Raw genomic sequence first — 25,557 nt, 5'->3', positions numbered from 1 at the left:
CTTTTTGTTTTCTGCCCCGGCCCTCACGGGCCCGGGCCGTCAACGGGCAAGCAGGCGCTGCGCTTCCGTCGCCACCGCCTCGGGCGTGATGTCGAATAGCCGGTACAGCGCATCCGCCGGGCCCGAGGCCCCGAAACCCTTCATGCCCACGAAGCCGCCGCGCGCGCCCAGGTAGGCGTCCCAGCCGAAGCGGCCTGCGGCCTCCACGGCCACGCGCACGCCATCGCCCAGCACCTGCTGGCGGTAGGTCTCGGGCTGCTGGTCGAACAATTCCCAGCAGGGCAGCGAGACCACGGCCGTGCCCACGCCCGTGCGCTCCAGCGTGTCACGCGCACTCACGGCCAGCGCCACTTCCGAGCCGGTGGCCAGCAGGGTCACGCGGCGCGGGCCGCAGGCCGCTTCCTGCAGCACATAGCCGCCGCGCGCGCTGCGGTTGTCGACGCCGGGGTCGTCGTGCCGCACCAGCGGCAGTGCCTGGCGCGCGAACACCAGGCTCACCGGGCCGTCGCGGTGGGCCAGGGCCAGTTCCCAGCATTCGGCGGCCTCCACCGCATCGGCGGGCCGCATCACCCACATGTTGGGCATGGCCCGCAGCGACGCCAGGATTTCCACCGGCTGGTGCGTGGGACCGTTCTTGCCGATGCCGATCGAGTCGTGGCTGAACACGAACTTCACCGGCAGGCCCATGAGCGCGGCCATGCGCATCGCTGGGCGTTCGTAGTCGGCAAAGGCCAGGTAGGTCACGCTCAGCGGGACGATGCCGCCGTGCGCGGCCATGCCGTTGGCCATGGCGCCCATGACGTGCTCGCGCACGCCGCAGTGCACATAGGCGCCCGAGCGATCGCTCGCGGTGAAGGCCTGCAGGCTGCGCTTGTGGCTGGTGGGCGCTTCGAGGTCGGCGCAGCCGACCATGCGCTCGGGCAGCAGCGGGGCGAGCAGGTCGTTGATTTCGGCAGACAGGAAGATGCCGCTGGGCGGCGCCGCTTCGCTGCGGGCGCGCTGGCGGTAGCCGTGCAGCACCTGCTGCCAGCCCGCGGGCAGCTCGCCGCGCATCACGCGTTCGAACTCGGCGCGTTCGGCGGGCGGCAGCGCGGCCAGGCGTTCGCGCCAGGCGCGGTGTTCGGCCTGCGAGCGCTGGCCCGCTTCGCGCCACGCACGTTGCACCGCGGCAGGCAGCTCGAACGGCCCGTGGGGCCAGCCGAGCAGGGCGCGCGCTTCCTGGGCATCTTGCTCGTAGAGGCGGGCGCTGTGCCCGCCGCGCTGGCCCTGCACGCGCGGCAGACCTTTGCCGATCACGCAGCGGCAGGCGAGCATCGAGGGCCGGGGATCGGCGCGGGCCGCGTCGAGCGCGCGCGACACGGCGTCGAGGTCGTGGCCATCCACTTCCTCCACGTGCCAGCCCGCGACGCGAAAGCGCTGCGCCACGTCCTCGCTGATGGACAGCGAAGTGGGGCCGTCGTCGGTGATGCGGTTGTCGTCCCACAGCAGGGTCAGCTTGCCCAGTTGCAGGTGGCCCGCCAGCGAGATCATTTCCTGACCCACGCCTTCCTGCAGGCAGCCATCGCCCACGAAGGCCCAGGTGCGGTGGTTCACCAGGGCGTCGCCGAAGCGGGCGTTCAGGTAGGCCTCGGCCACCGCCATGCCGAAGGCATTGGCGATGCCCTGGCCCAGCGGGCCGGTGGTCACCTCGATGCCGTTGGCCGCGCCGTGGGGCCGCTCGGGGTGCCCTTCGCACACCGAGCCGAGTTCGCGAAAGCGCTGGATCTCCGACAGCGGGAAATCGGGGTAGCCCGTGAGGTGCAGCAGGGCATAGAGCAGCATCGAGCCGTGGCCGTTGGAGAGCACCACGCGGTCGCGGTCCCACCAGCCGGGGTCGCCCGGGTGGTGCTTGAGGTGGCGGGTGTAGAGCGCGGTGGCGATCTCGGCCATGCCCAGGGGCACGCCCTGGTGGCCTTCGCAGGCCTTGACGATGGCGTCGATGGACAGGAAGCGGATGGCGTGCGCCATCGCTTGCAGCGGGTGGGCTTCGGGCATGGGGTGCGTCACGCGGCCGGTGTCGGCCCCGTGCTTGTCTCCTGTGGGAATCGGGAGCGGCGATTCTTCGAGGCCACCGAAGTTGAAGGCAAGCGACGAATATTCAGCGGATGGTGAATTCCGTTCAGCCTGCCTGGGCCTCGCGCCGGATCCAGCCGAGGAAGGCCTTGACCTCGGACCGCGCCGCGTGGCGCGCGGGATAGACGAGGAAGTGGCCCTGCACCTCGAGCACCATGTCGCTGCCGAAGGGCGGCTGCAGGCGGCCGCTGGCAATCAGTGCGCGGCCGATGCTGGCGCTCTCGAGCGCCACGCCCAGCGACTGCACGGCCGCGTCCAGGCTCATCATGGCGCGGTCGAACTTGAGCGCCATGCGCTCGGGGCGTTCGCCGGGGTGGAAGCGGGCGAACCAGTCGGCCCACTGCGCCACGTTCACGGCCGACTGGATCAGCGGCACCCGCATCAGGTCGGCAGGCGTGTGCAGGCCGTGCGCGCGGATGAACTCGGGGCTGGCCAGCGGCATGACCTGCTCGGTGAACACCGGTTCGACCTCGAGGTTCGGCCAGTTGGGCAGGCCGTAGCGGATGTCGATGTCGACCAGCCCGAGCTGGAAGTCCGAATGCACGTGCGAGGCCGAGAGCGCGAGCGAGATGTCGGGAAACGCATCGCGGAAGCGGGCGATCCGCGGCATGAGCCAGAGGCTGGCGAAGCTCGGACTGCAATGCAGGTGCAGCGTGTCCTGCACGCCGTGGCGCAGGTCCTCGGTGGCGGTGTTGATGGCGCCCAGCGCGTTGGCCACGCGGTGCAGGTAGTTCTGGCCAGCCGGCGTGAGCTCCACGCCGCGCGCCGAGCGCTCGAACAGCCGCACGCCCAGCAGGCCTTCGAGCTTGGCCACTTGGTGGCTGACGGCGGACGGGGTGAGGTGCAGCTCTTGCGCGGCGAGCGAAAAGCTGCGGCGGCGGGCGATGGCTTCGAAGGCTTGCAGGGCGCTGAGCGGGGGAATCATGCCGGCTGAAGGCGATTCAGGTATTGCGGTGCAACATGAAGAAAATCGAATCGCGAGTGAGTTTATATCGTTTGTTCTCAACCGGACGGCCCAACAGAATCCGCCGCAACCGCAACGCACCGCATGACAACGAAGGAGACAAACATGCTGCTCAACGACAAGGTTGCCGTGATCACCGGCGGGGCCGGCCTGAACGGCCTGGGCTTTGCCACCGCGCGCATGATGGCCGCGCAAGGCGCCAAGGTGGTGATCCTCGACCTCGACATGGCCCAGCCCGCGGCCGCCGCCGCCCAGCTCGGCCCCGACCACCTGGGCCTGGTGGCCAACGTGACCGACAAAGCCTCGTGCGAAGCCGCGGTGGCGCAGATTCAGGCCCGCTACGGCCGCATCGACATCCTGGTGAACAACGCCGGCGTGACCCAGCCGGCCAAGTTCCTCGACATCACCGGCGCCGACTACGACCGCATCATGGACGTGAGCCTGCGCGGCACGCTCTACGCGTCCCAGGCCGTGCTGCCGCTGATGCAGGCCCAAAAGAGCGGTGCCATCGTGTGCATCTCGTCCGTCTCGGCGCAGCGCGGCGGCGGCATCCTGGGCGGTCCGCACTACTCGGCGGCCAAAGCCGGTGTGCTCGGCCTGGCACGCGCCATGGCGCGCGAGTACGGCGGCAGCAACATCCGCGTCAACTGCGTGACGCCGGGCCTGATCGCGACCGACATCAACAAGGGCAAGATCCCCGAAGACAAACGCCAGGGCATCCTCGACGGCATCCCGCTGGCGCGCATCGGCGAGCCCAACGACGTGGCCGGCTGCGTGGTGTTCCTCGCCAGCGACCTGTCCAAGTACTGCACCGGGATCACGCTCGACGTGAACGGCGGCATGTTGATCCACTGACCCCTTGCTTCGTTTTCCACGGCTTCGCGGAGCCACACAAACCGGCGGCCGACCGGACCGCCACCACCACCAGGAGACAACGATGAAGTCCTTTTCCCTTGCCCGCCGCGGCGCCATCGCCGCTGCCGCGCTGACCCTGTGTGGCGCGGCCATGGCGCAATCGGCGATCAAGCTCACGCTGGGCCACGGCGCCGCGCCCGGCAACCCGCGGCACGAGGCCTCGGTGAAGTTCGCCGAGGTGCTCAAGGCCAAGAGCAACGGCCGCATCGAGGTGACCGTGGCCCCCTCGGCCCAGCTCGGCGACGACGCCGCCATGGTGACCGCGCTGCGCACCGGCGCGCTCGACATCTCGGCGAATTCGCAAGGCGCGGTGGCCAACACCGTGCCCGAGTACGCCGCCTTCGGCATGCCCTTCCTGTTCGGCGATCTGGCCCAGGCCTGGAAAACACTCGACGGCCCCGCCGGCAAGGAGCTGGCCGTGAAGTCGGCCGACAAGGGGTTGGTGGTGCTCGGCTACTGGGACAACGGCATTCGCCACATGAGCAACAGCAAACGCGCGCTGCTCAAGGCCGACGACCTCAAGGGCATGAAGATGCGCACCCCGCCCGACACGGTGACGGTGGACATCATGCAAAGCCTGGGCGCCGAGGCGCAGCAGATCAAGTTCTCGGAGCTCTACGTGGCGCTGCAGCAGGGCGTGGTCGACGGGCAGGAGAACCCGCTGATGAACATCCACGCCAGCAAGATCTACGAGGTGCAGAAGTTCATCTCGCTCACCGGGCACAAATACGAGATGACGCCCTTCCTCATGAGCAAGCGCACCTGGGACCGCCTGAGCGAGGCCGATCGCAAGCTTGTGCAGGACGCCGCCACCGAGGCCACCGCGCTGCAGCGCAAGATGTCCAAGGAAAGCGACGACAAGCTGGTGGCCGACCTCAAGGCCAAGGGCGTGCAGATCGACAACCCCGACAAGGCCTCGTTCCAGAAGGCCACCGCCGCCGTGGTCACCAAGTGGGAGGGCAGCCCCATCGGTGCCTTCGTGAAGCAGGTCGTGGCCGCGTCGCGCGCCAACTGACCTCGCGCACTTGCCGAACCGGGCGCCGTCCGCGGGCGGCGCCTCCTTCTGGAGCCATCCATGTCGAACGCCTCGCAAGGCGTGGTGGGCAGGGTCATTGCCTGGTCGTGCCAGGCGGTGCTCTGGGTGTCCACCACGCTGATCTTCTTCATCCTCACGGCCAACACGCTGCTGCGCTACAGCACCGGCTCGAGCCTGCAATGGGCCAACGAGGTGCCCGAGCTGCTGTTCCCCTGGCTGGTGATGGCCGGTGTGGTGCTCGCGGCCCAGCACGGGTCGCACATCGCCACCACCTTCCTCATGGAGTCGCTCAAGGCACCGGCGCGGCGCTGGCTCGGTGTCGTGGGCTGGCTGGTGGTGGCGGCGCTCTACGGCACGCTGGCCAAGGCCACCTTCGGCCTGCTCGAGATCGTGCACGACGAGAAGTCCGCCATCCTGCACGTGCCCTCGTCGGTCACTTACGGCTGCGTGATGGTGGCCATGGTGCTGCTGGCCTTGCTGGCGCTGCAATCCGCCTGGCGCCTGCTGCGGCACGGGGCCGCGGCCCCGGCGCAGGGCGCCGGCTCACCCTCGACCGCGCAAGGCTGAGGCCGCGCCCACCCGCTGGCTGGAGACAACCATGAGTGCCTTGATCCTGTTCGTTTTCATCGTGGGGGCGGTGGCCGCCATCCCCATCGCCCACGCGCTGCTGGTGGCCGCCATGGCCGCCGCGCTCAGCACCGACCGCGTACCGCTCGATCTGCTGGTGCAGCAGATGGTGGCGCAGGTGCAGAGCTTTCCGCTGATCGCGATCCCGTTCTTCATGCTCACCGGCGCGCTGATGATGGGCGGCCGCCTGGGCGAGTCGCTGATCGGCGTGTTGTCGGCCACCGTGGGCCGCTGGCATGGCGGCCCGGCCCAGGTGAGCGTGCTGTCGTCCACGCTGTTCGGCGGCGTGTCGGGCTCGGCGGTGGCCGATGCCTCGGCCATCGGCTCGCTGATCATGCCCTGGCACCGCCGGCTCGGTTACCCCATGCCGTTCTCGGCGGCCTCGCTCGCGTCGGCGGCCACCATCGACATCATCATTCCGCCCTCGATCCCCATGATCCTGTACGCGCTGTCGTCGAACACCTCGATCGCGGCGTTGTTCTATGCGGGCATCCTGCCGGGCCTGTTGCTGTGCGGCGGCTTCATGGTGGCGTGCTGGTGGGTGGGCAAGACCAAGAACCTGCCGCGCGAAACCGCGGCCGCCCAGAGCGCGGTCATGCGCCGCAACCTGCTGCTGGCCTCGCCCGCGGTGCTGCTGCCGGTGCTGATCGTGGTGTTCCTGCGCTTCGGCATCGCCACGCCCACCGAAGTGGCGGTGCTCTCGGCCCTGTACGCCGCCGCGGTGTCGGCGCTGCTGTACCGCGACCTCACGCTGCGCCGGCTTCATTCGGCCATCGTCGAGGCCGGCGTGGCCACGGGCGTGGTGCTGCTGGTGATCATGGCCTCGGCCGCCATCGGCTGGCTGCTCACCTTCGACCAGCTGCCCCAGGGCGTGGTGGCCTGGGTGTCCGAGAACGTGAGCAGCGACTGGATCGTGATCCTGCTGATGAACCTGATGATGCTGTTCGTGGGCATGTTCATCGACCTGCCTGCCGCCATCCTGCTGCTCACGCCGGTGTTCCTGCCCCTGGCGCACAGCATGGGCATGGACCCGGTGCAGCTCGGGATCATGATGGTCGTCAACCTCGCCATCGGGCTTTACACGCCGCCTGTGGGCACCACGCTGTTCATCACGAGTTCGCTCGCCAAGGTCAAGGTGGGCCAGACGGTCCGCGCCATGGGGCCGTTCTACCTGGTGGCCTTCGGCGTGCTGCTGCTCGTGTCCTACGTGCCCGCCGTCATCCTCAAGTAAACGGCCCCCCTTCAGGAGTTTTCCGATGTCAGTCAATCCGCCGAATCTGGCCGAGATCGCGCGCTGCGCCTGGCGCATCCGCCGCTACGCGGTGCGCATGGGCGAGGTGCAGGGCCAGGGCTACGTAGGCCAGGCCCTCGGCTATGCCGACGTGCTCGCCACCGCTTATGGTCACGCCCTCAACTTCCGCGCCGACGACCCCGACTGGGACGGCCGCGACCGCTTCCTGCTCTCGCACGGCCACTACGCCATCGCCTTCTACGCCGCGCTGATCGAAGCGGGCATCGTGCCTGAGTCCGAACTCGACACCTACGGCAGCGACGACAGCCGCCTGCCGATGTCAGGCATGGCCACCTACACGCCCGGCATGGAAATCTCGGGCGGCTCGCTCGGGCAGGGCTTGCCGATCGCGGTGGGCATGGCCCTGGGCCTGCGCCATCGCGGCAACCCGGCCTTTGTCTATAACTCCATGTCCGACGGCGAGCTCGACGAAGGCTCGACCTGGGAGGCGGCGATGTCGGCCAGCCACCACGGCCTGGGCAACCTCATCTGCATCGTCGACATCAACAACCAGCAGGCCGACGGCCCGTCGACCCGGGTGATGGGTTTCGAGCCGCTTGCAGACAAATGGTCGGCCTTCGGCTGGCACGTGCAGCGCGTGGACGGCAACCACCTGCCCGCGGTGGTGCGCGCCTTCGACACCGCGCGCCAGCTCGCCGACGCGCGCCCGCGCGTGATCCTGTGCGACACGCTCATGGGCAAAGGCGTGCCCTTCCTCGAGAGCCGCGACAAGAACCACTTCATCCGGGTCGATCCGCCCGAATGGCAGCAGGCGCTCGACGTGCTGGACGCCAACCGCCCCTGAGGAGCCCGACCATGAACACCGTGACCGAAAAGAAACCGCGGCTGACCACGTCGGCCATGATCGCGTCCATCGCGGCCGAGGGCCAGCGCGTGAAGGCTGCGCCCTTCGGCAAGGCGCTGGTGGAATACGCTGCCAGCCATCCCGAGGTCGTCGGCATGACGGCCGACCTCGCCAAGTACACCGATCTGCACCTGTTCGGCCAGGCCTACCCCGAGCGATTCTTTCAGATGGGCATGGCCGAACAGCTGCTCATGGGCGCGGCCGGCGGCATGGCCAAGGTCGGCCTGGTGCCCTTTGCCACCACCTACGCGGTGTTCGGCACGCGCCGCGCGTACGACTTCATCCACCAGGTCATCGCCGAGGAAAACCTCAATGTGAAGATCTGTTGCGCGCTGCCCGGCCTCACCACCGGCTACGGCCCCAGCCACCAGGCCACCGAAGACCTGGCCATGATGCGCGCCATCCCGGGCCTGACGGTGGTCGACCCCTGCGACGCGCTCGACATCGAGCAGGCGGTGCCACAGATCGCGGCGCACCCGGGGCCGGTCTACATGCGGCTGCTGCGCGGCAACGTGCCGCTGGTGCTCGACGAGTACGGCTACCGCTTCGAGCTCGGCAAGGCCAAGCTGCTGCGCGACGGCGCCGAGGTGCTGGTGATCTCCAGCGGCTTCATGACCATGCGCACGCTCGAGGTGGCGCAGCAACTCGCGGCCGACCGCATCGGCGTGGCGGTGCTGCACTGCCCCACGATCAAGCCGCTGGACGAGGCGACGATCCTGGCCGAGGCGCGCAAGCCCGGCCGCCTCGTGGTGGTGGCCGAGAACCATTCCACCGTGGGCGGCCTGGGCGAGGCGGTGGCCGCGTTGCTGCTGCGCGAGGGCGTGGTGCCCAGCCGCTTTCGCCAACTCGCGCTGCCCGACGCCTTCCTCGACGCGGGCGCACTGCCCACGCTGCACGAGCGCTACGGCATCTCTGCCGAGCGCATGGCCGCCTCGCTCAAAGGCTGGCTGGTCTGATCGCTGTGGCCGCGCGTGGCTGGCCCGCCAGCCACGCGCGCCAGCTGCCCAGGTGCGTGATGTCGGTGCCGCCTTCGGCGCCCAGGGCCTCGCACACGAAGCCGCAGACCGAGCCGCCGTCTTCGAGCCGCACCTGGCCGATGCCCAGCGGCGCGGGGATGCCGGCGACGAAGCTGCCGAAGTGCGCCAGCGGCAGCTCCCAGATTTCCATCTCGATCGCGGCGCCGCCCTCGGCCACACGCACCATGCCGGGCCGCTGCACCGGGCCGCCGGCCAGCGCGACGAAGCGGTACTCGGGCGCGGAGCGCACCGTGCGCAGCAGCCGCGCGCCGCGCTGCGTGAGCTGGCCATTGAGCGGCAGGCCCGACAGGTGCGCGCCGCACACCGCCACCTGCACCGTGCCCGCGCCCAGTGCGCTGCCCGCGGGCGGCGCGCCGATGGCGGGCGTGCTGGCGAGCGCGGTGGGGGTCGCGCCGAGCGTGGTCGCTTGCGCGCGGTGCAGGCGGTCGGCCAGGCGCAGCAGCGGCACGTCGCGGAAGGCGGGTGCGACCAGGGTGACGCCCCAGGGCAGGCCCGGCGCATCGCCGCCGTCCTGAAAGCCCGCGGGCACGGCCACCGCGGCGTAGTCGAGCAGGTTCACGAAGTTGGTGTAGCGCCCCAGGTTGGAATTCAGGCGGATCGGGTCGGCCTGCATGTCGGCGATGCGGTAGATGGTGCCGGCCGTGGGCAGCAGCAGGCCGTCCACCGACGCGAGTTGCGCGTCGCAGACGCGCTTGAGCGCCTTGAGCCGGTAGCTGGCCGCGAAGGCGTCGGCCGCGAGCGGGCGTTTGCCGCCCTCGATGATCTGGCGCACGGGCGCGAACACGGCCTCCGGCCGCGCCTCGATGAAGCCGTGGATGGCCGCATACCGCTCGGCCACCCAGGGCCCGTCGTAGAGCAGGCGCGCGGCCTCCAGAAAGGGCGTGAGGTCGATCTCGATCGCCTGCCCGCCCAGCGCCTGCAGCCGTTCCACGCTCTGCGCGAACAGCGCCGCGGCAGCGGCGTTGCCGAAGAACTCGAGGTCCTGCGCACGCGGCACGCCGAAGCGGAACGGCCCGCTGGAGAAGTCCACGCCGAAGGGCTGCGCCGCGCGGCTGAAGGCGTCGGCCGCATCGGGCACCGCGGCGGCCGCCAGCACGGCTTGCGCGTCGGCCGCGGTGAGCGCGAGGATGGACACCGTGTCCACCGAGCGGCACGCCGGCACCACGCCGCTGGCCGAGAGCAGGCCCAGCGTGGGCTTGAGGCCGATCAGGTGGTTGAAGGCCGCGGGCACGCGGCCCGAGCCCGCCGTGTCGGTGCCGAGCGCAAACGACACCCAGCCCTTGGCCACGGCCACCGCCGAGCCCGAGCTGGAGCCGCCCGAGACGAAGGCCGGGTCGAAGGCGTTGCGGCAGGCGCCGTAGGGCGAGCGCGTGCCGTTGAGGCCGGTGGCGAACTGGTCGAGGTTGGTCTTGCCCAGGGGCACCGCGCCCGCCGCGATCAGTTGCTCCACCACGAAGGCGCTGCGCTCGGGCACGTAGGCGTATTCGGGGCAGGCGGCGGTGGTGGGCACCCCGGCGAGGTCGATGTTGTCCTTGATCGCGAAGGGCACGCCGTACAGCGGCAGGCCCGCGGGGGCCAGGCCCTCGAGCCGCGCGAGATGGGACTCGAGCTCGGCCTCGCTCAGCCGGTGGATGAAGGCGTGGTGCGCATCGCCCGCGCAGCGGCGCAGGGCCTCGGCGATCACGTCGCGCACCGGGGTGCCGGCGGCGTAGGCGGCGCGCAGGCTCGCGATGTCGAAGGAGAGGTCTTGCAGGTTCATGGCGTGGGCAGGCATCGGGGGGTCATTCGGTGATCAGCACCAGCACGTCCTGGCCGGCGGACACGGGCGCGCCTTCGCGGCACATCAGGCGGTGCACGGTGGCATCGGCGGGCGAGAGCACGCTGAACTCCATCTTCATGGACTCGACGACCAGCAGCACCTCGCCGGCCTGCACGCGCTGGCCTTCGTTGACCAGCACCTTCCACACGCTGCCGGGCACGTTGCTGGCCAGGGGCTTGCCGCCGGGCGGCAGCTCGGTGTCGTCGGCTTTGCCCGTGGCCGTGTCGAGCGTGTCGACGGCCACGGTGTCCTGGCCGCTGGCGGCCCAGCGCTCGCGCTCGGCCTCGAAGGCCGCCTGCTGGCGCGCCTTGAAGGCGGCGATGCTGTCGGCGTTCTCGGCCAGGAAGCGGCGGTGGTCGCGCAGGCGGAAGGTGGTGGGCTCGATCTGCAGCGCGTGGCCGCCGTGCGGAAACGCGGCGCGCAGGCGCAGCAGCTCGTCCTGGTCCACCGGCACGAAGCGGATCTGGTCGAAAAAGCGCAGCAGCCAGGGCTGTTCGAACACGCCTTCGCCATGGCGCCAGCGGTTCCACATCTGCAGCGTGCGGCCCACGAACTGGTAGCCGCCCGGGCCCTCCATGCCGTAGACGCAGAGGTAGGCGCCGCCGATGCCGACGGCGTTCTCGGGCGTCCAGGTGCGCGCCGGGTTGTACTTGGTGGTCACCAGCCGGTGGCGCGGGTCGACCGGCGTGGCCACCGGCGCGCCCAGGTACACATCGCCCAGGCCCAGCACCAGGTAGTGCGCGTCGAACACCACGCGGTGCACGTCCTCGAGGCTGTCGAGCCCGTTGATGCGGCGGATGAACTCGATGTTGCTCGGACACCAGGGCGCGTCGGCGCGCACCGACTGCATGTACTTCTCGATCGCGAGTTTCGTCTGCGGGTCGTCCCAGGACAGCGGCAGGTGCACGATGCGGCTGGGCACCTCCATGTCGTCGACCGCGGGCAGCGCGGCCTCGGTGGCGATCACGGTGTCCAGCAGCGCCTGGCGCGTGATGCGCTCGGGCTGGTAGTGCAGCTGCAGCGAGCGGATGCCCGGCGTCATGTCGATGATGCCGGGCAGCGTGCCGTCGTCGATGCGCGCCTGCAGTGCCTGCATGAGCACGTGCACGCGCAGGCGCAGTTCGATGTCGAGCACCAGCGGGCCGAACTCGATCAGCAGGTAGCGGTCGCCGGCCTGGCGCACCACCATGGCGGGCACGTGCTCGCGCTCGCGGGCCGGGTCCTCGTGCACCACCGGCGTGGGGTGGGCGGCCGCGTCATCGGCCGGCGCGCCGGGCAGGGGCTGCGCGAGCGTGCGCAGCGCGGCCTCCATGCAGGCGCTGCGGTCCAGCGCCTGGTCGAGCGAGAGGCGGTGAAAGCGCACCGTGTCGCCCGGGCGCAGCTGGCCGAGCTTCCACAGCTCGGCGTCCACCACCACCGCGGGGCAGACGAAGCCGCCCAGGCTGGGCCCGTCGGGGCCGAGGATCACCGGCATGTCGCCGGTGAAGTCGATGGCGCCGATGGCGTAGGCGTTGTCGTGGATGTTCGAGGGGTGCAGGCCGGCCTCGCCGCCGTCGGGCCGCGCCCATTGGGGCCTGGGCCCGATCAGGCGCACGCCGGTGCGGCTGGAGTGGTAGTGCACGCCCCAGTCGGTGGCGAAGAAGCTGTCGATGTCGGCGGGCGTGAAGAAATCGGGCGCGCCGTGCGGGCCGTAGAGCACGCCCACGTCCCAGTGGCGGCCGTAGGCGGGCACGGTGGCCGGCGGGGCCGCCTGCCCGGCGCTGCCGCTGCCGGGCGCGGCCAGGTGCAGCACGTCGCCGCTGCGCAGGTGGCGGCCCGCGTGGCCGCCGAACTGGCCCAGCGTGAAGGTGCTGCGGCTGCCCAGGTACAGCGGCAGGTCGAAGCCGCCGCCCACGGCCAGCGCCAGGCGTGCGCCCGCGCTGGCGCGGCCGATGGCCAGGGTGCTGCCCGCGGCCACGCGGTGGCTCTGCCACAGGGCGATCGGCTCGCCGTCCAGCGTGACCGGCGCGGGCGCGCCGGTGACTGCGATCACCGCGTCGGCGTGAAAGCGCAGCGTCGGCCCGGCCAGCGTGATCTCCAGCGCGGCCGCCTCGGGCGCGTTGCCCACCAGGCGGTTGGCCATGCGGTGCGCATAGGCGTCCATGGGGCCGCTGGGCGGCACGCCCACGTCCCAGTGGCCCAGGCGGCCCGGCCAGTCCTGCACGCTGGTCTGCACGCCGGGCTCGATCACCTCCACCGTGGCGGGCCGGTAGGCGAAGTCGCCAAGGAAGCGCGTGATCTGGCGGCCTTCGCGGAACACCGGGTCGCGCACCACCTGGCGCAGGTAGTCGAGGTTGGTCTCGATGCCGGCCAGGCGCGTGGCCGCGAGCGCGGCGTCGAGCCGCGCCAGCGCCTGCGCGCGGTCGGGTGCGGTGACGATGAGCTTGGCCAGCATGGGGTCGTACCAGGCGGGCACCTCGGTGCCGCGCTCGACCCAGGCGTCCACGCGCGCCTCGGCGGGGAACACCACCTCGGTCAGCAGGCCGGCGCTGGGCTGGAAGTTGCGCGCCGGGTCTTCGGCGTAGAGCCGCACCTGGATCGACGCGCCCCGCAGCGTGGGGGCCAGCGTGGCCAGCGGCGGCAGCTCGCCCGCGGCCAGGCGCACCATCCAGGCCACGAGGTCGATGCCCGTGACCTGCTCGGTCACGCCGTGTTCCACCTGCAGCCGCGTGTTGACTTCGAGGAAGTAGAAGGCGCCGCTGTCGGCGTCGAACACGAACTCCACCGTGCCGGCCGAGCGGTAGTGCACCGCTTGCGCCAGCCGCACCGCGGTGGCGTGCAGTTCGCTGCGCTGCGCACCGCTCAGGCCGGGCGCGGGCGTTTCCTCGATCACCTTCTGGTTGCGCCGCTGCACCGAGCAGTCGCGCTCGCCGAGCGCGAGCACCGTGCCCGCGCCGTCGCCGAACACCTGCACCTCGATGTGGCGCGCGCGCTCGACGAATTTTTCGAGGAACAGGCCGGCGTCCTTGAAGTTGGCCGCGGCCAGGCGCTGCACCGAGGCGTAGGCATCGGCCAGCTCGGCTTCGTTGCGCACCAGGCGCATGCCGATGCCGCCGCCGCCGGCGGTGCTCTTGAGCATCACCGGGTAGCCGATGCGCTGCGCCTCGGCGCGCGCCTGCGCCGCGTCGTGCAGCAGGCCGCTGCCGGGCAGCAGCGGCACGCCCTGTTGTTCGGCCAGTTCGCGTGCCGTGTGCTTGAGGCCGAAGGCGCGCATCTGTGCCGGGCTGGGGCCGATGAAGGCGATGCCCGCGTCCTCGCAGGCCTGGGCGAAGGCCGGGTTCTCCGACAGGAAGCCGTAGCCGGGGTGGATGGCCTCGGCCCCGCAGTCGCGCGCGATCTGCAGGATGCGATCGGCGCGCAGGTAGCTCTCGGCCGCGGGCGCGGGGCCCAGCAGGTGGGCCTCGTCGGCCTCGCGCACGTGGCGCGCCTGGGCGTCGGCCTCGGAATACACGGCCACGCTGTGCACGCCCAGCGCCTTGAGGCTGCGGATGATGCGGCAGGCGATGGCGCCGCGGTTGGCGATCAGGACCTTGCGGAACATGGATGGGGTCTCCGGTGGCAGGCCGTCCTGCCGGTTCGAGAACAACGGACGGGTCGTCCCGCCGCCGTGGGGATCAGGCCGGGTCCCAGACCAGCAGGCGGATCGGCGTCGGGTGGTAGGCGTTGCAGGGGTTGTTGAGCTGCGGGCAGTTGCTGATCAGCACCCACAGGTTCATCTCGGCGCGCAGCTCCACGTACTTGCCCGGGCCCGAGACGCCGTCGGCGAAGGTGAGTTCGCCCGCCTCGGTGACCGGCACGTTCATGAAGAAGTTGATGTTGGGCACCAGGTCGCGCTTGCCCAGGCCGATGTCGGCGTGCTGCAGCGCGATCAGGTAGTTGTCGCGGCAGCTGTGCATGAACTTCTTCTGCAGCGCGTAGCGCACGGTGTTGCTCTCGGCCGCGCAGGCGCCGCCCAGGGTGTCGTGGCGGCCGCAGGTGTCGGCCACGATGGTGAGCATGGGCCGGCCCTCGTTGCTGCGGATCACCGAGCCGGTGGTGAGGTAGATGCCGCCCTGCTGCAGCAGGGTGTCGGTGGCGCTGTAGTGCTCGGCCGGGTCGTCGCGGTTGTAGAACAGCACGTCGGCGGCCTGGTTGCCTTCGAGGTCGACGATGCGCAGCGTCTGGCCGGCCGCGAGCGGGAACAGGATGGGCTCGCCCGCGGGGTGGTGCTGGTCGAGCACGGCATTCGCCGGGTCGAGCGCGCTGTGTTGCACGCGGAAGGCGGTGGCGGTGGTCATGGGGCTCTCCTCGCTCACAGGTACAGCTGGTCGCTGTTGTGCAGGGCGCGCGCGTTCTCGGGGCGGAAGGCGCGGCAGGGGTCGTTGGCCGGGGCCGGGCCGCAGCGCCAGGCCAGCAGGCCCACCTTGGCCGGCGCGTACACCGGCTTGGGGTCGAGCGCGTGCGGCGCGGTGCTGATGGCCAGGATCACGTCCATGTCGAAGCGCAGCTCGACGAAGTCGCCCACCTTGGCGTGGTCGCTCGCGAACCGGAAGCGGCCCTCTTCGTCGACCGCGACCTTGCTGAACAGGTTGACCGGCGCGATCAGGTCGCGCTTGCCCAGGCCGTGCTTGCCGATCTCGATCAACAGCCCGTCCTGGCCCGAGCGGTACATGGCGTTGCGCGCGTCGGCATAACGGCGCTCGCCGTACTTGGCGGCCATGCGCGCGTTGTCGAGCAGCGCGCCCAGCGGGTCGTGCCAGCCCAGGCTGTCGGCGGTGATGCTGGCCAGGCTGCGGCCCATGTCGCTCATGAGCACATGGCCCGCGCGGTAGTGCGCGGTGTGCTGCGCCTTGAGGCTGTCGGGCATGTTGTAGCGCTCCAGTTTTTCGAGCGCCGAATACAGCAACACGCTCACGTTGGGGCCGTCTTCGAGCGCGACGAAGCGGATCGCGCTGCCGCGCGGCATGCGCCAGCTCCAGTGGCCGCCGCCGGGCACGGTCTCGCTCCACATCGCGCGCGCGGTGTCCACGCCGGCCAGCGCCGCGGCCGGAAAGCGCTGCCACAGCGCGGGCGCGTCCACCGGCGCGGCCGGCGGCGGGTTGTCGGGCACGGGCACGTGCGGCTCGGTCCAGGGGCTGGCTTGCGGTGATGCGGACATGGCGGGTCTCCGGGGATGGGGTTCAGGCGGACTCGGCCAGGCCCGACAGCCGCTGCAGCTGTTCGAGGTCGGTCTTCATGCCCGAGGTTTCGCGGATGCGTTCGAGGATCTCGCGCTTGAGGCGCAGGAACTCGGGCGCGTGCTTGAGGTCCTGGTCGCGGCGGTCGCCGAAGGGCACCTCGTAGATGGTGTCGATGCGGCCGGGGCGTGGGGCCATCAGCACCACGCGCCCGCCGAGGTAGATGGCCTCTTCGACGTCGTGGGTGACGAAGACGATGGTGGCCTTCTCCAGCCGGTGCACGTGGCGGATCAGGTCGTGCATGACCTCGCGCGTCTGCGCGTCGAGCGCGCCGAAGGGCTCGTCCATCAGCACGATGCCGGGGCGGCCCATGAGCGCGCGCGCGATCGCCACGCGCTGCTGCATGCCGCCCGAGAGCTGGTTGGGCCAGGCCCGCGCCGAGGCCTCCAGGCCCATGAGGCGCAGCAGCGCATCGGCGCGGCCCGAGGCGGCTTCCACGTCGGCCGAGCTGCGCTGGCGCGTGTGCGCGGCGAGCTGGCGGCAGAAGCGGATGTTCTCGATCACCGACATCCAGGGGTAGAGGCTGTAGTGCTGGAACACCATGGCGCGGTCCACGTCGGGGCCGGTCACGGGGCGGCCGTCCACCAGCAGTTCGCCGCTGCTGTGCGTTTCCAGCCCGCCGATGGTGCGCAGCAGCGTGCTCTTGCCGCAGCCCGAGGCCCCCACGAAGGTGACGAACTCGTTGGCCGCGATGTCGAGGTCGATCTGCTGCAGCGCGTTCACGCTGGCGCCCTCGAAGCGCTTGCTCAGCGCGCGGATGCTGACCTTGGGGGTGTTCATGGGCCTCAGCCTTTCAGGTAGAGCCAGGGGAAGGCGCGCCGGTGCAGCCAGCGGAAGGCCTGGTCGGTCAGCAGGCCGATGAGGCCGATGACGATGATCCCGGCGAAGATGGTGTCGGTCTGCAGGAAGCGCTGCGCGCGCAGGATGGCGAAGCCCAGGCCCGAGTTCGCGGCCACCAGCTCGGCCACCACCAGGTAGGTCCAGGCCCAGCCCATGGTCACGCGCAGCGTGTCGAGCAGGGCCGGCTTGGCGCTGGGGAAGATCACCTTCTCGATCAGCTCGCGGCGGTTCGCGCCCATGGTCTGCGCCGCCTCGACCTGCGCGGCCGGCACGCGGCGCACGTCCTCGGCCACCATGAGCACCATCTGGAAGAAGGTGCCGATGAAGATGATCGCGATCTTGGCGCTTTCGTCGATGCCCACCCACAGCATCACCAGCGGGATGAAGGCCACGGCCGGCATGTAGCGCACGAAATCGGTCAGCGGCTCCAGCAGCGCCTGCACCGCGCGGAACGAGCCGATGAACAGGCCCAGCGGCAGCGCGATCACGGCCGAGAGCACGAAGCCCGCGACCACGCGGTACGTGCTGATGGCCATGTCGTCGATCAGACCGCCCTCGGTCAGCCAGGCCCAGGTCTTGGCGAGCACCGCGGCGGGCGAGGGCAGGAAGGTCGGGTCCAGCCCGCCCCAGGCGGCCAGCGCGGCCCAGGCCAGCAGCGGTGTGGTCAGACCGCACAGGGCCAGCAGCCAGAAGCTGCGCCGGCCGATCGGCGCGCGAACCGTCCACAGGGCCGAGAGCGGACGCCGCGGCAGCGGCGCCAGCGGGGCCGCCGCGGTGGGCAGCGAAGGGGGCGAAGAGGACATGCGCGGGCTCCGGTGCGGTGGGAACAAAGGCCAGAGAGGCGTGCACGGCCGTTGCGGCGGCGTGCCAGCTTCTCCCGGGCTTTTGTCCCTCCGTGGAGCCACGCGATCGTGGCCGACCGCTCTCGGACCAGGCGGCCGGTGCGTGGTGCACCGGCCCGGAACCCTAGCGGTCATCAAGGTGGCGACGCACCGGTTTGGTGTGCACGCCTCTCTGTGCTCAGGTCAAAGCAGGTTTGATGCCAGGCGCTGGGTGCGGGCCGCTGTCCTGGCGCGCCAGCCAGTCGCGCACCAGTTGGTGCAGGCGCGCGCGGCCAAAGCTCGGGTCGTGGCCGGCGTGCACCACGTTCACCGGCAGCGCGAGCAGGCGCTCCATGGTGCGGGCGTAGGCGGCGCGGTCGGAGTGCGGCAGGGCGTCGAGCAGCGGGCCGTCGTAGACCGCGTCGCCCGAGAACAGCGTGCCGGTGGCGGCCTCCCACAGGCCGATGCTGCCCGGCGAGTGGCCGGGCAGGTGCAGCACCTCGAAGTGGCGGTTGCCGAGGTCGATCACGTCGCCGTCGTCGAGCTCGCGCGTGACCGTGGCCTGGCGGATCTGCCAGGCCGACAGGTCGTAATCGGGCGCGGGCAGGGCGGTGAGCGCCGGGCCCTGCGTGTCGTAGCCGGGCGCGTCGATGGCCAGCTGCGCGAGGCTCACGTCGCCCAGCGTGAAGGCCGGGTCGGCGCCGCGCAGGCCGGGCGCTTCGAGGCGGTGGCACCAGCACTCGGCGAACTCGTGGTGGCCGCCCACGTGGTCCAGGTGCACGTGGGTGGCGAGCGCGGCCACGCGCTGGCCGAACAGGTGGCGCGAGGCCGCGTAGAGGCTGCTCACGCCCAGGCCGGTGTCCACCACCAGGTCGAGCGCGCGGCCGCGGATGTGCCAGATGTTGCAGCGAAGAAAGGGAATGACGTGCGGCTCGCTGATCAGTGTGAGGCCGTCGCCCAGGTCGCGGAAGTGGAACCAGTCGCCGGTGGCGGTGGGCAGCATGGCGGGCTCAGGGGAATGCCGGGGCCGGGCCCGGCAGGGTTTCGAACACCAGCTCGAAGTCGAGCAGATCGGCCGCCGCCCCGGTGTGGCGCTGCACCAGATCGGCCAGGGTTTCGTCGGGCCGGGTGTCGGCGGGCCAGGGCGCGCGGCGCGGGCGCACCCGCAGCTGGTAGCCGCCGGCGATGAAGCGCAGCCAGCCGGTGGGCCGGCCCTGCGCGTCGTGGGCCGCCTGCGCCCGGCTGGGGCCGGTGGAGCCGGGCAGGCGCTCCCAGACCTCGAGGTAGCGGCCGTGCACGCCGGTCTCGATCACGCGGTCGGCGGTCTCGAACACCATGTACCCGGCGTCGGGCGTGCTGCGCGGCGGCTGCACGTCCCATTCGCGCTGCCAGGTGCAGACCTCGGGCTGGCCGGCCTGCGCCGGCGTGATGCGCGTGAGGCCGCAGAAGCCCTGCAGTTGCGCGCGGCCGGCGGGCGTGGCGGGGTCGATGCCCATGGGCACGCGCAGGTCGGCGTGCCAGCCCGCGGTCTGCAGCCAGTGCACCGCCGTGGTGGTGTCGCGGCCCTCGGGCGTTTCGAGCAGGGTGCGGCGCCACACGCCGTGGTAGCGCTCGGGCACGGGCGCATCGGGCGCGGGCAGGTCGGTCCAGTGGGCCAAGGGGTTCATGCCACCTCCCGGCGCGCACGCGGCAGCGCATCGAGCGCGGCCACGCAGGTCTCGGTGTCGCACAGGCCGCCGAAGATGCCGCCTTCCACGCCGATCATGGCCAGCGCCGGGGCCTGCAGCGCGGGCCGGCTCGCGGCGGTGGCGTCGCCCACGGTGAGGCATTCGAAGCCGCGGTCCACCGCCTCGCGCAGCGTGGAGTGCACGCAGACCTCGGTGGTCACGCCGCAGAGGATCAGCCGGCGCACGCCCAGGGCCTCGAGCAGCGGGCCCAGCGTGGTGCGGTGGAAGGCGCCGTAGCCGGGCTTGTCGATCACGTGTTCGCCGGCCAGCGGGCGCAGCTCGGGCACGAAGTCGTGGCCTTGTTCGCCGCGCACCAGCAGCCGGCCCAGCGGCCCGGCGCTGCCGATGGGCGCGCCCGCCGCGATGCTGCGCGCGAGCTTGGCCGGCGGGCAGTCGGACAGGTCGGGCAGGTGGCCCTCGCGGGTGTGCACCACGGGCAGGCCCGCGCCGCGCGCGGCGGCCAGCAGCCGCTGCACCTGCGCCACCACGGCGCGCATGCGCGCGATGTCCAGGCCGGCCTGGTCCGCGTAACCGCCGGGGCTGCAGAAGTCGCGCTGCATGTCGATCACCAGCAGCGCGGTGCCCGCGGCGTCGGGGGCGATGGCGTCGGGCGTCATGGCGCGGGCCGGCTGAAGCCGGTGGCGATGGCCTCGGCCATGCGGCGCGCGACCTCCTCGGCGAGCAGGCGGCCCTTGGCGGCGTCGGCGCCGCGCGCCGACGAGAGCACGCCCGAGGCCGGCACCCAGTCGGTGCGCGGCGGATACATGTCGTAGGGCGGGAAGTCGGCCGGGCCGTCGTCGGGCAGCAGGTCCATGCGCACCAGCGACGGGTGGTGGTGCAGCATCATCGAGGTCTCCAGCACGGCCGCGTGCTCGAGCGCGAAGCCCGGGAAGCCTTCGGGGAACACATGGCCCAGGGTCTCGGGCGTCATGAAGTCCCAGTATTCGAGGCGCATCACCTGCAGGGCGCAGGCCGGGTCCGCGGCGCGGGCGTCGCGCAGGCCCAGGTCGATGCCCTCGATCAGGAACCACTGGTTCTCGTAGTGGCCGTTGACGATCACCAGCTTGTCCACGCCGTGGCGCGCGAACTCGCGCACCGCGTCGCGCACCTGGCCGATCAGCGTGGCCGCGTCCACGCTGGTGGTGCCGCAGAAGTGCTGGCCGCCGCCGCACTTGGGCTGCGACTTGTAGCCGTAGCTCAGCGTGGGCGCGACCAGGCCGCCCACGCGCGCCGCGGTGTCGGCCGCGACCGCGGCGGCCAGCAGGCCGTCGGTGCCCAGCGGCAGGTGCGGGCCGTGCTGCTCCAGCGCGCCCACGGGCAGCAGCACGGGCGGCTGGTCGCGGCGGATGCGCTGCTGGTAATCGACCCAGGACAGCTGGTTCATCCAGACGGTGGCGGGGGAGGTCATGGGGTACGCACTCCGGTGGGGGCCACGGGGGCCGGTGGAAACAGGGCTTCGCCCAGGGCGGCAACGGCGATCAGCGCGCCGCCGGCCCAGGCCATGGGGGAGAGTTGTTCGCCGCCGAAGGCCACGGCGGTGCCCACCGAGACCAGCAGCTCGGCCAGCAACACCATGCCGGCGCGGCTGCTGGGCAAATGGCTCACGCCGTACTGCCAGGTGACGGTGGCCAGCAGCATCCAGCCGAAGCCGTAGGCCAGCAGCGCCAGCCACAGGCCGGGGCCGATGGCGGGGCGTTCGCCGCCGGTGAGCGCCGCGGCGAGTGCCGACAGCAGCCCGCAGCCGATGAAGACCGCGAAGGTCTTGGTGCGCAGCGGCACGCGGTGCGCCGCGCGCGCGATGATGTTGTTGGCCGCGAAGGCCAGGCCGGCCGACAAGGCGAGTGCGTCGGTCCAGCCCAGCCCGGCGGCGGCGGCGCCCGCGTCGGCGCCGAGCACCAGCCACAGGCCCACCACGGCCACGCCCACGGCGGCCCAGCGCACCGGCGGGATGTGCTCGCGCAGGAACAGCCAGCCGCCCAGCACCGACCACACCGGCGACAGGTAGAACAGGAACATCACCCGCGCCACGTCGCCGAGCATGATGGCGTTGACGAAGGAGGTGTTGGCCCAGCCGCCCACGGCCACCAGCGCCAGCACCAGGCCCCACTGCGCGCGCCAGGCGGCGCGGTCGCGCCAGAGCAGCCAGAGCGCGAGCACGCCCACGCAGCCGTAGGTGAGCAGCGACACCACCGGGCCGGGCAGGCCCTGCGCGAAGAAGGCCTTGAGCGGCATCCAGCTCAGGCCCCAGAGCGAGGCCGAGAACAGCAGCACGCCGGTGGCGGTGCGCTCGGTGGGGTGGTCGGGCAGCAGGGACATGGTTCGGGTCGGGGCTCAGGGCATGACCGAGCCGCCGTTGGGGCCCAGCACCTGGCCGGTGTAGAAGCGCGACAGGTCGCTGGCGAGGAAGAGCACCGTGTCGGCGATCTCGGCGGGGTCGGCCAGCCGGTGCTGCGGAATGGCGAGCTCTTTGTCCACCCACTCGGCGCTCATGTGTTCGAGCGACACCATGGCCGTGGCCACGGGCCCGGGCGCGACCGCGTTGGCGCGCACCCGCTGCGGCGCGAACTCGCGCGCCAGCGACTTGGTGAGGGCGATCACGCCGGCCTTGGCCGCGCAGTAGGGCGCGTACCGTTCGCGGCCGAGCAGACCGAGGTCGGAGGCGATGTTGACGACGCTGCCGCCGCCGCGCGCCAGCATGCCGGGCAGCAGCGCGCGGCAGACCAGGAACACGGCCCTGAGGTCGACACCGAGCACGCGGTCCCAGTCGGCTTCGGTGGTGTCGAGAAAGGGCTTCTCGAGGATCACGCCGGCGTTGTTGACGAGCACGTCGATCGCGCCCACCGACTCGGCCATGCGCTGCACCGCGGCGGCGTCGGCCACGTCGGCCTCGATCGCCTGCGCGTGGCCGCCCGCGGCGTTGATGGCCTGCACCAGGGCGGCCGCGGCCTCCGCCTGCCCCAGGTGGTTGACCCACACCGCCGCGCCGGCCTCGGCCAGCCGCAGCGCGCAGGCGCGGCCGATGCCGGTGGCGGCGCCGGTGACCAGGGCGGTACGGCCTTGCAGCGAGACACCGATGCTCATGCCATCACCTCGCCGTGGCTCGCGCTCAGGCTCTGGCCGGTGAGCGCGGCCGCGCCCTCGCTGGCCAGGAACAGGAAGACGCCGGCCAGGTCCCCGGGTTCGAGCATCACCGGCACGGCCTGGCGCGCGAGCAGCTCGCGCTCGACCTCGGCCTCGGTGCGCCCCTGCTCGGCCGCCATCGCCGCGAGCGAGCGCATCGCCGCGGCGGTGCGCACCCAGCCCGGGCAGACCGCATTGACGCGGATGCCGCGCGGGCCGAGCTCGAGCGCCAGCGAGCGCGCGAGGCCCACGACCGCGTGTTTGCTCGCGCTGTAGGCGCTGAAGCCGGCCACGCCGATGCGGCCCCAGATCGAGGACTGGCAGATCACGCTCGCGCCGCGCGGCAGCAACGGCAGCAGCGCGCGCGTGAGGCGCAACATGCCGCTGACGTTGTTGTCCAGCAGCTCGGCCCAGCGCGCGTTGGCGTCGGGCGCGGTGTCGTCCAGCGGTGTCGGGTATTCGGTGCCGGCGTTGTGCACCAGCACGTCGAGCCGGCCCCAGCGCGCGCCCAGGTCGCGCGCCAGCGCGGCCACGGCGTCGTCGTTGCCGAGCTCGCAGACCGCGGCGTGCACCTCGGTCAGCGGGGCCAAGGCCTCGCACAGCGCCTGCAGCGGCGCGGCCTCGCGGTCGAGCAGCAGCAGCCGGCAGCCCTGGTCCGCGAAGGCGCGCGCCAGCGCCTGGCCGATGCCGCCGGCCGCGCCGGTGAGCAGCACCGTGCGGCCTTCGAGGCCGTAGCGCACCGCCGTCATACGGCGGTCAGGAAGGACACGCCCACGGCGCCGATGAAGCCGTCGGCGCGCCGCGGCGTGCCCGGGGGCAGCACGGCGCCGTAGTCCTTGGCCAGCACGCGCGTGACGCGGTGGCGGTGGTAGGCGCGCAGCAGTTCGCCCACCGTCACCACCTGCGTGCTGGTGTCGCCATACAGATCGCGGTGCAGGCGCGGCAGGCTGTACCAGGGCGCGACCGGGCGCTCGTGGTGCGCGTTGTGAAAGCCGAAGTTGAGCCACACCAGGTTGAGCCACTTGGCGTCCAGGCCGACCACGTCGCTGTAGGTGTTGGCCTGTTCGTAGGCGCGGTCGCGCAGCTTGTCCTGCGGGATGGGCTTGTCGTCGAGGATGGGGTAGGCGTCGTAGGTGTGCTGGAAGCAGTCGGCAAAGCGCAGCAGGTGCACGAACAGCAGGTAGGCCAGCGCGTACAGCGCCAGGGCCTTGAGCGACCACCACGCCAGCAGGCCCCAGGCCGTCAGGCGCACCACGGCCACGCCGACGACGCGGCCGCGCGCGTCCCGCTTGCGCGCGTCGATGAAGGGCAGGGCGATCACGTAGCCGCGCATGACGAACTCGACCGCGGGCACGTACAGCCACTCGAGCGCCAGCACCGTGCGGCGCACCAGCGGGTGCGCGCGCAGAAAGCCCTGCACGTCGAAGGTGATGACGTCGGCGCGCTCGATGTGGTGGCGCATGTGCTTGCGGCGCAGATCGGCGAAGCGCGCGTAGCAGCTGCCGTTGATCCAGCTCATGAACACGCCCCAGCGCTCGTTGGCCTGCGGCGTGCGGAAGATGGCCTGGTGGGCGAACTCGTGGATGAAGTAGGCCGACCAGGTGAGCGTGAGCGTGACCAGCAGCACGCCGGCCAGGTTGAGCGCGGCGTTCGGCTGGCCCAGCAGCCAGATGCCCAGCGGCCAGCCGGTCACGGTGATGGCCAGCGCCAGGGTGTTGGGCAGCACGCCGTCGGCGTGGCGGAACAGGGCTTGCGTCATGGCAAGGGGCTCGTGGCGCGCCGCACCGCCGCCGCGCACCGCCCGGGGGCGGCGGCGCGCGCGGGCGCGGGCGGCGGCTTTACTTGACCAGGGCCTTGATGAGCGAGGCGTCCATGGTGGCCTCGGTGGGCGGCACGGCGCTGATCTGGCCTTTGGCCTTGAGCAGCTGGCCGATCACCTCACCGCTGGCGTAGTAGGAGGTGGTTTCCTTGGCGGGCAGGAAGGCCTTGGGCATTTCGGCCAGCGGGATGTTGTAGACGCCGCCGAGCTGCTCTTTCACTTCCTTGGCGGACACGCCCATGAACTTGCCGATGATCTTGGCGGCCTCGTCGGGCTTGGCCTTCATGTAGGCCATGCCGTCGAGGTAGGCCTTGATGATGCCGGTGATCTCCGCGGGCTTGGCCTTGATGGCCTTCTCGTCGAACACCAGCACGTCGGCGATCAGGCCGGGCGCGTCCTTGGAGGAGAACACCACCTTGAACTTCTTGCCGCCGCCCTGGCTCAGGATCTGCGACAGGCTGGGCTCGTAGGTCACGCCCACCGGCAGCTGGCCCGAGGCCATGGCCGCGGGCACCGCCTCGGGCGTCATGCTCACGGGGCTGATGTCCTTCTCGCCCATGCCGTTGATCTTGAGCGCGTACGACAGCAGGAAGTCGCTCGGCGACAGCGGGTTGTAGCCCACCTTCTTGCCCTTGAAGTCCTTGACCGATTTGACCGACGCGTCGGCCACGATGGCGTCGCCGCCGTTGGAGTAGTCGATGGGCATCACGACCTTCATGGCCTTGCCCGCGGCGACCTGGCCGACCACCTGGTCGTAGGTGAGCATGCCGCCGTCGACCGCGCCCGAAGCGATGGCGGGCGGGATCAGCGCCGGGTCGGTGAAGACCTGCAGCGAGACCTTGAGGTTGTATTTCTTGTAGAGGTCGAGCGCGTCGGCCACGTAGAAGGGGCCGTAGCCGATCCACACCACGGTGGCGATCTTCATGCTGGTGGGGGCGGCGATGGCCGCTGCGGCCGCCACGGTGAGGGCCGCGCCCACGGCGGGCTTGATCAGACGGCGCAGCCAGGACCCGGACGTGGAAGAAGCCGGACCGCTGGTGGAGGGAGAGAGAAGACCTGCCAGTTTCATGATGACGCTCCGATGGGTGAGGGATGGGCGCAGGAGAACCGATCTGACGTCGTTCTCCCGGGCTTTTGTCCCTCCGTGGAGCCTCTGGCGAGGCCGGCCCACTCTCGGACCAGACCCTGCGTTGCCGCAGACGGAACCCTAGTGGACCTACGCACGAGCCGCTGCGACCACCGGTTGCAGACCGCTCTCCATGCGCGGATGACAGAGCAGGTTGTGTGCCAGGCCCGAAAGGCCGGCCGG

Annotated in this window: 23 protein-coding genes and 2 riboswitches; of the genes, 6 read left to right on the top strand and 17 right to left on the bottom strand. The window is 71.4% G+C overall.

The window, feature by feature from the left end; translation table 11 throughout:
- Positions 1-39: 39 nt before the first annotated feature.
- Positions 40-2,034 carry a transketolase family protein gene (locus tag WDZ95_RS00715; protein WP_425775832.1) on the bottom strand — a complete coding sequence of 665 codons (1,995 nt, stop codon included), beginning with the start codon at positions 2,032-2,034 and terminating at the stop codon, positions 40-42.
- Positions 2,035-2,158: 124 nt separating this feature from the next.
- Positions 2,159-3,037: a LysR substrate-binding domain-containing protein gene (locus WDZ95_RS00710; protein ID WP_425775831.1), complete on the bottom strand. Its 879-nt coding sequence runs from the start codon at positions 3,035-3,037 to the stop codon at positions 2,159-2,161.
- Between the two features lie 144 nt (positions 3,038-3,181).
- On the opposite strand from WDZ95_RS00710, the gene WDZ95_RS00705 reads away from it, so the two are divergent.
- The 6 genes from WDZ95_RS00705 (at position 3,182) to WDZ95_RS00680 (ending at position 8,766) form a co-directional block, all read left to right on the top strand.
- On the top strand, positions 3,182-3,931 hold the full coding sequence (locus WDZ95_RS00705; protein ID WP_166226885.1) for an SDR family NAD(P)-dependent oxidoreductase: 750 nt from the start codon (positions 3,182-3,184) through the stop codon (positions 3,929-3,931).
- 82 nt (positions 3,932-4,013) lie between these two features.
- Positions 4,014-5,006, top strand: a complete 993-nt coding sequence (locus WDZ95_RS00700) for a TRAP transporter substrate-binding protein (RefSeq protein ID WP_425775830.1) — start codon at positions 4,014-4,016, stop codon at positions 5,004-5,006.
- A gap of 60 nt (positions 5,007-5,066) precedes the next feature.
- Positions 5,067-5,594 (top strand): TRAP transporter small permease, encoded by a 528-nt coding sequence (locus WDZ95_RS00695; protein ID WP_425775829.1) that lies wholly within the window; start codon positions 5,067-5,069, stop codon positions 5,592-5,594.
- Between the two features lie 31 nt (positions 5,595-5,625).
- Positions 5,626-6,885: a TRAP transporter large permease gene (locus WDZ95_RS00690; protein ID WP_425775828.1), complete on the top strand. Its 1,260-nt coding sequence runs from the start codon at positions 5,626-5,628 to the stop codon at positions 6,883-6,885.
- Positions 6,886-6,910: 25 nt separating this feature from the next.
- Entirely contained in the window at positions 6,911-7,750 is an 840-nt protein-coding gene (locus tag WDZ95_RS00685; RefSeq protein ID WP_425775827.1) for a transketolase, read from the top strand.
- An 11-nt stretch (positions 7,751-7,761) separates the two neighbouring features.
- Positions 7,762-8,766 carry a transketolase family protein gene (locus WDZ95_RS00680; protein ID WP_287468843.1) on the top strand — a complete coding sequence of 335 codons (1,005 nt, stop codon included), beginning with the start codon at positions 7,762-7,764 and terminating at the stop codon, positions 8,764-8,766.
- Here the strand turns inward: WDZ95_RS00680 and atzF are convergent.
- The 15 genes from atzF to WDZ95_RS00605 form a co-directional block, all read right to left on the bottom strand.
- Complete coding sequence (gene atzF, locus WDZ95_RS00675; protein ID WP_425775826.1) at positions 8,747-10,606, bottom strand: allophanate hydrolase; 1,860 nt, start codon at positions 10,604-10,606, stop codon at positions 8,747-8,749. The genes WDZ95_RS00680 and atzF overlap by 20 nt on opposite strands.
- 22 nt (positions 10,607-10,628) lie before the next feature.
- Positions 10,629-14,246 (bottom strand): urea carboxylase, encoded by a 3,618-nt coding sequence (uca, locus tag WDZ95_RS00670; protein ID WP_425775825.1) that lies wholly within the window; start codon positions 14,244-14,246, stop codon positions 10,629-10,631.
- 73 nt (positions 14,247-14,319) lie between these two features.
- Positions 14,320-14,982, bottom strand: coding sequence for an urea amidolyase associated protein UAAP2 (locus tag WDZ95_RS00665; RefSeq protein ID WP_425775824.1), 663 nt, complete (start codon positions 14,980-14,982; stop codon positions 14,320-14,322).
- A 14-nt stretch (positions 14,983-14,996) separates the two neighbouring features.
- Positions 14,997-15,842, bottom strand: a complete 846-nt coding sequence (locus WDZ95_RS00660; RefSeq protein ID WP_425775823.1) for an urea amidolyase associated protein UAAP1 — start codon at positions 15,840-15,842, stop codon at positions 14,997-14,999.
- 22 nt (positions 15,843-15,864) lie between these two features.
- Entirely contained in the window at positions 15,865-16,701 is an 837-nt protein-coding gene (locus tag WDZ95_RS00655) for an ABC transporter ATP-binding protein (protein ID WP_425775822.1), read from the bottom strand.
- A 5-nt stretch (positions 16,702-16,706) separates the two neighbouring features.
- Positions 16,707-17,564 carry an ABC transporter permease gene (locus tag WDZ95_RS00650; RefSeq protein ID WP_425775821.1) on the bottom strand — a complete coding sequence of 286 codons (858 nt, stop codon included), beginning with the start codon at positions 17,562-17,564 and terminating at the stop codon, positions 16,707-16,709.
- 69 nt (positions 17,565-17,633) lie between these two features.
- Positions 17,634-17,742: riboswitch (guanidine-I (ykkC/yxkD leader) on the bottom strand.
- A 39-nt stretch (positions 17,743-17,781) separates the two neighbouring features.
- The gene (locus WDZ95_RS00645) at positions 17,782-18,585 is read right to left on the bottom strand and encodes an MBL fold metallo-hydrolase (RefSeq protein WP_425775820.1); all 804 of its coding nucleotides are present in this window, start codon (positions 18,583-18,585) and stop codon (positions 17,782-17,784) included.
- A gap of 7 nt (positions 18,586-18,592) precedes the next feature.
- Complete coding sequence (locus tag WDZ95_RS00640; protein WP_425775819.1) at positions 18,593-19,249, bottom strand: hypothetical protein; 657 nt, start codon at positions 19,247-19,249, stop codon at positions 18,593-18,595.
- Positions 19,246-19,926 (bottom strand): cysteine hydrolase family protein, encoded by a 681-nt coding sequence (locus WDZ95_RS00635; RefSeq protein ID WP_425775818.1) that lies wholly within the window; start codon positions 19,924-19,926, stop codon positions 19,246-19,248. Before WDZ95_RS00635 ends, WDZ95_RS00640 begins: the two co-directional genes overlap by 4 nt.
- The gene (locus tag WDZ95_RS00630) at positions 19,923-20,717 is read right to left on the bottom strand and encodes a creatininase (protein ID WP_425775817.1); all 795 of its coding nucleotides are present in this window, start codon (positions 20,715-20,717) and stop codon (positions 19,923-19,925) included. Before WDZ95_RS00630 ends, WDZ95_RS00635 begins: the two co-directional genes overlap by 4 nt.
- Positions 20,714-21,625 carry a DMT family transporter gene (locus WDZ95_RS00625; RefSeq protein WP_425775816.1) on the bottom strand — a complete coding sequence of 304 codons (912 nt, stop codon included), beginning with the start codon at positions 21,623-21,625 and terminating at the stop codon, positions 20,714-20,716. Before WDZ95_RS00625 ends, WDZ95_RS00630 begins: the two co-directional genes overlap by 4 nt.
- A gap of 15 nt (positions 21,626-21,640) precedes the next feature.
- Complete coding sequence (locus WDZ95_RS00620) at positions 21,641-22,390, bottom strand: SDR family NAD(P)-dependent oxidoreductase (protein WP_425775815.1); 750 nt, start codon at positions 22,388-22,390, stop codon at positions 21,641-21,643.
- Positions 22,387-23,178, bottom strand: a complete 792-nt coding sequence (locus WDZ95_RS00615) for an SDR family NAD(P)-dependent oxidoreductase (RefSeq protein ID WP_425775814.1) — start codon at positions 23,176-23,178, stop codon at positions 22,387-22,389. Before WDZ95_RS00615 ends, WDZ95_RS00620 begins: the two co-directional genes overlap by 4 nt.
- A complete protein-coding gene (locus WDZ95_RS00610) occupies positions 23,175-24,188 on the bottom strand; it encodes a fatty acid desaturase (protein WP_425775813.1) in 1,014 nt (337 codons plus the stop codon). Before WDZ95_RS00610 ends, WDZ95_RS00615 begins: the two co-directional genes overlap by 4 nt.
- A 79-nt stretch (positions 24,189-24,267) precedes the next feature.
- Positions 24,268-25,317 (bottom strand): ABC transporter substrate-binding protein, encoded by a 1,050-nt coding sequence (locus WDZ95_RS00605; RefSeq protein WP_425775812.1) that lies wholly within the window; start codon positions 25,315-25,317, stop codon positions 24,268-24,270.
- 52 nt (positions 25,318-25,369) lie between these two features.
- A riboswitch (guanidine-I (ykkC/yxkD leader) is annotated at positions 25,370-25,470 on the bottom strand.
- Positions 25,471-25,557: the final 87 nt, after the last annotated feature.

This window comes from Hydrogenophaga sp. T2 (assembly GCF_049843535.1).
In the GTDB taxonomy this organism is placed as follows: Bacteria; Pseudomonadota; Gammaproteobacteria; order Burkholderiales; family Burkholderiaceae_C; genus Hydrogenophaga; species Hydrogenophaga crocea.
The sequence above is the reverse complement of the archived record's forward strand: the minus strand, read 5'-3'. Positions and strand labels throughout refer to the sequence as shown.

Coding starts and splice junctions, on each gene's coding strand:
- WDZ95_RS00680 (WP_287468843.1), top strand. CDS start 7,762: ATGAACACCGTGACCGAAAAGAAACCGCGGCTGACCACGTCGGCCATG.
- WDZ95_RS00605 (WP_425775812.1), bottom strand. CDS start 25,317: ATGAAACTGGCAGGTCTTCTCTCTCCCTCCACCAGCGGTCCGGCTTCT.
- WDZ95_RS00645 (WP_425775820.1), bottom strand. CDS start 18,585: ATGCTGCCCACCGCCACCGGCGACTGGTTCCACTTCCGCGACCTGGGC.
- WDZ95_RS00695 (WP_425775829.1), top strand. CDS start 5,067: ATGTCGAACGCCTCGCAAGGCGTGGTGGGCAGGGTCATTGCCTGGTCG.
- WDZ95_RS00615 (WP_425775814.1), bottom strand. CDS start 23,178: ATGACGGCGGTGCGCTACGGCCTCGAAGGCCGCACGGTGCTGCTCACC.
- WDZ95_RS00665 (WP_425775824.1), bottom strand. CDS start 14,982: ATGACCACCGCCACCGCCTTCCGCGTGCAACACAGCGCGCTCGACCCG.
- WDZ95_RS00620 (WP_425775815.1), bottom strand. CDS start 22,390: ATGAGCATCGGTGTCTCGCTGCAAGGCCGTACCGCCCTGGTCACCGGC.
- WDZ95_RS00640 (WP_425775819.1), bottom strand. CDS start 19,249: ATGAACCCCTTGGCCCACTGGACCGACCTGCCCGCGCCCGATGCGCCC.
- atzF (WP_425775826.1), bottom strand. CDS start 10,606: ATGAACCTGCAAGACCTCTCCTTCGACATCGCGAGCCTGCGCGCCGCC.
- WDZ95_RS00655 (WP_425775822.1), bottom strand. CDS start 16,701: ATGAACACCCCCAAGGTCAGCATCCGCGCGCTGAGCAAGCGCTTCGAG.
- WDZ95_RS00710 (WP_425775831.1), bottom strand. CDS start 3,037: ATGATTCCCCCGCTCAGCGCCCTGCAAGCCTTCGAAGCCATCGCCCGC.
- WDZ95_RS00625 (WP_425775816.1), bottom strand. CDS start 21,625: ATGTCCCTGCTGCCCGACCACCCCACCGAGCGCACCGCCACCGGCGTG.
- WDZ95_RS00610 (WP_425775813.1), bottom strand. CDS start 24,188: ATGACGCAAGCCCTGTTCCGCCACGCCGACGGCGTGCTGCCCAACACC.
- WDZ95_RS00690 (WP_425775828.1), top strand. CDS start 5,626: ATGAGTGCCTTGATCCTGTTCGTTTTCATCGTGGGGGCGGTGGCCGCC.
- WDZ95_RS00660 (WP_425775823.1), bottom strand. CDS start 15,842: ATGTCCGCATCACCGCAAGCCAGCCCCTGGACCGAGCCGCACGTGCCC.
- WDZ95_RS00630 (WP_425775817.1), bottom strand. CDS start 20,717: ATGACCTCCCCCGCCACCGTCTGGATGAACCAGCTGTCCTGGGTCGAT.
- WDZ95_RS00700 (WP_425775830.1), top strand. CDS start 4,014: ATGAAGTCCTTTTCCCTTGCCCGCCGCGGCGCCATCGCCGCTGCCGCG.
- WDZ95_RS00705 (WP_166226885.1), top strand. CDS start 3,182: ATGCTGCTCAACGACAAGGTTGCCGTGATCACCGGCGGGGCCGGCCTG.
- WDZ95_RS00650 (WP_425775821.1), bottom strand. CDS start 17,564: ATGTCCTCTTCGCCCCCTTCGCTGCCCACCGCGGCGGCCCCGCTGGCG.
- WDZ95_RS00635 (WP_425775818.1), bottom strand. CDS start 19,926: ATGACGCCCGACGCCATCGCCCCCGACGCCGCGGGCACCGCGCTGCTG.
- WDZ95_RS00715 (WP_425775832.1), bottom strand. CDS start 2,034: ATGCCCGAAGCCCACCCGCTGCAAGCGATGGCGCACGCCATCCGCTTC.
- WDZ95_RS00685 (WP_425775827.1), top strand. CDS start 6,911: ATGTCAGTCAATCCGCCGAATCTGGCCGAGATCGCGCGCTGCGCCTGG.
- uca (WP_425775825.1), bottom strand. CDS start 14,246: ATGTTCCGCAAGGTCCTGATCGCCAACCGCGGCGCCATCGCCTGCCGC.